Below are 2552 nucleotides of genomic sequence, written 5' to 3' on the forward strand. Positions count from 1 at the left end.
AGCTTAGAACCGAGACGGATCGTGCGCCCGCGGCAAAAAGCGCCTCGGTTCCGGCGGCGAAGGTGGCGCCGGAGGTCATGACGTCATCGACCAGAAGGATGTCGCGCTGGTCGATCAGCCTGTGATGTCGTCTGGCGACCGAAAAGGCGCCGACCAGATTGGCGAAGCGCCCGTCACGGGTGCGGCCATCCTGGTTGCCGGTGGAGCGGTGGCGGATCAGGGCATCGGGGCAATGGGGCAGACCGGCCAGCCTGGCCACCGCCACCGACAGCAACGCCGCCTGATTGTACTGCCGACGGATCAGCCGGAACCAGTGCAGCGGCACCGGGACGACCAGCATGTCCGGCCGGAGCAGCGGTTGTGCGGCCTTCAGCATCCATTTGGCCGCCGGGCGGGCCAGATCCATCCGGTCGCCGTGTTTCAGCGCCAGCACCATCTTGCGGGCGTTGTCCTTGTAGATCAGCGCGGCGCGGCCTTGGCTCCAAGGTCGGGCGATCGTCATGCAGTCGTCGCAGAGCACCCGGTGGTCCGGATCGTCGCCGGGTAGCGGGGTGCCGCAGAGGTCGCAGACCAGCCCCGCGACAAAGGGCGTCTCGCGCCAGCAGTCGCCGCAGAGGCCGAAGTCGGAGGTGACGGGGGCGGCGCAGCTGATGCATTGCGGCGGGTAGATTACCTGGAGTGCGGCTTGCAATCCCATCCTGTCCTCCTAATGTCCCGGGCATGAGCCAGGCCCCCATCCTTGTCGACGCTGCCACCTTGGCGCGGCACCGCGCCCGCGCGCGGCGGCTTCCCGGCCATGCCGAGGCGATGTTCCTGCACCGGGTGGCCTTGTCTGACCTGCAGGAAAGACTGGTCGAGGTTAACAGATCGTTTACGCGCCCGGCGATTGTGACGGCTTTTCCGGAAATCTGGCGGGAGGTTGTCGCGGATGCGCGGCTGGTTCCGGATGGTGAAACGCTCGACTTGGAGCCGGGTGGGCATGATCTGGTGATCCATGCCATGGGGCTGCATTGGGCGAACGATCCTTTGGGTCAGCTGATCCAATGCCGCCGGGCGCTTGCCCCCGACGGGTTGTTCCTGGGGGTGCTTCCCGGTGGGCGCAGTCTGCAAGAGCTTCGGTCAAGTCTTGCCGAGGCGGAGGTTGGCCTGACGGGGGGCCTGTCACCCCGCGTTCTGCCGATGGCCGAAATCCGTGATCTGGGTGGGTTGCTGCAGCGGGCCGGGTTTGCGTTGCCGGTGGCGGATGGTTTCCTGCAGACCGTGAGCTACCCGTCCATGCCTGCCTTGATGGCAGACCTGCGCGCGATGGGTGAGACGAATGCCCTTGCCGCCCGGATGAAGCGGTTCACGGCGAGGCGGCTGTTGCAGGCGGCGGCCGACGTCTATGCGGCGGGTTTCGGCGGTCGGGACGGGCGGATCCCGGTGACGTTCGAGCTGATCTTTCTGACCGGGTGGGCTCCGCACGAAAGCCAGCAGGTGCCCCTGCGCCCCGGATCGGCGAAAGCGCGGCTGGCCGATGCGCTGCGGGTGCCGGAAAGGCCCTTGCCAGAGGGCGGTTGACCCTGACCGATAAGCCTATATGTCCGGATGGACAGTAGTTTCGGGAACCGACGTGATGCTTGATGCCAAGCGAGGGCGCGATCCGGCGCCAACCGATGCCGGTCTGGTATCGCCCGGGCAGGAGCGCCTTGCCCATGCCCCTGCCGATCATCCACCGGTGCGGCGTGCGAAGATCGGGGTGCTTCTGGCCAACCTCGGGACGCCGGACAATTACGACTACTGGTCGATGCGGCGGTATCTGAACGAGTTCCTGTCGGACAAGCGGGTCGTGGATTACGCCAGCTGGAAATGGCAGCCGTTGTTGCAGCTGATCATCCTGACGAAGCGGCCGTTTTCATCCGGGGCGAACTACAAGCTGATCTGGAACCACGATCTGAACGAAAGCCCGCTGCTGACGATCACCAAGGCGCAGACGGCGGCGATTGCTGCGGCCATCGCCGATCGGCATGGCAGCGCGGTGATGGTCGATTTCTGCATGCGGTACGGCAACCCCTCGACCGAATCCAAGGTGCGGGCGATGGTCGAGGCGGGGTGCGAGAAGATTCTGTTCTTCCCTTTGTATCCCCACTACGCCGGGGCGACATCGGCGACGGCCAATGATCAGTTCTTCCGGGCACTGATGAAGGAACAGCGCCAACCCGCCATCCGCACGACACCGGAGTATTTCGATCATCCGCTCTACATCGAGGCGCTCGCCCAATCCGTCACCGAGGCCTATGCGAAGCTGGACCACGTGCCGGACGTTCTGGTGGCCAGCTACCACGGGATGCCGAAACGCTATCTGATGCAGGGCGACCCCTATCACTGCCAGTGCGCGAAGACGTCGCGGCTGCTAAGGGAGCGGCTGGGATGGGGAAAAGACCGGATCGATACCACGTTCCAGTCGGTCTTCGGGCCGGAAGAATGGTTGAAACCCTATACAGTGGAGCATGTGGCCGAGCTGGCGAAACAAGGCAAGAAACGCATCGCGGTGATCGCCCCCGCCTTTTCCG

3 protein-coding genes are annotated in these 2552 nt (G+C 65.0%); 2 read left to right on the top strand and 1 reads right to left on the bottom strand.

Features of this window, described 5'->3' with window-relative positions; all coding sequences use genetic code 11:
• Positions 1-697: double zinc ribbon domain-containing protein (locus tag ACRCSW_RS08320; protein WP_438704154.1), on the bottom strand; the 697-nt coding region annotated here is incomplete at its 3' end.
• A 23-nt stretch (positions 698-720) separates the two neighbouring features.
• Between ACRCSW_RS08320 and ACRCSW_RS08325 the strand changes: the two genes are divergently transcribed.
• Positions 721-1560 carry a methyltransferase domain-containing protein gene (locus ACRCSW_RS08325; RefSeq protein WP_438704155.1) on the top strand — a complete coding sequence of 280 codons (840 nt, stop codon included), beginning with the start codon at positions 721-723 and terminating at the stop codon, positions 1558-1560.
• A 55-nt stretch (positions 1561-1615) separates the two neighbouring features.
• The coding region (gene hemH / locus ACRCSW_RS08330; RefSeq protein ID WP_438704157.1) for a ferrochelatase at positions 1616-2552 on the top strand (937 nt) is incomplete at its 3' end.

This window comes from Tabrizicola sp., from assembly GCF_051645465.1.
Taxonomy (GTDB): domain Bacteria; phylum Pseudomonadota; class Alphaproteobacteria; order Rhodobacterales; family Rhodobacteraceae; genus Tabrizicola.

Bases quoted from the DNA above. Each gene is read 5' to 3' on its own strand.
- ACRCSW_RS08325 (WP_438704155.1), top strand. From the start codon at position 721: ATGAGCCAGGCCCCCATCCTTGTCGACGCTGCCACCTTGGCGCGGCAC.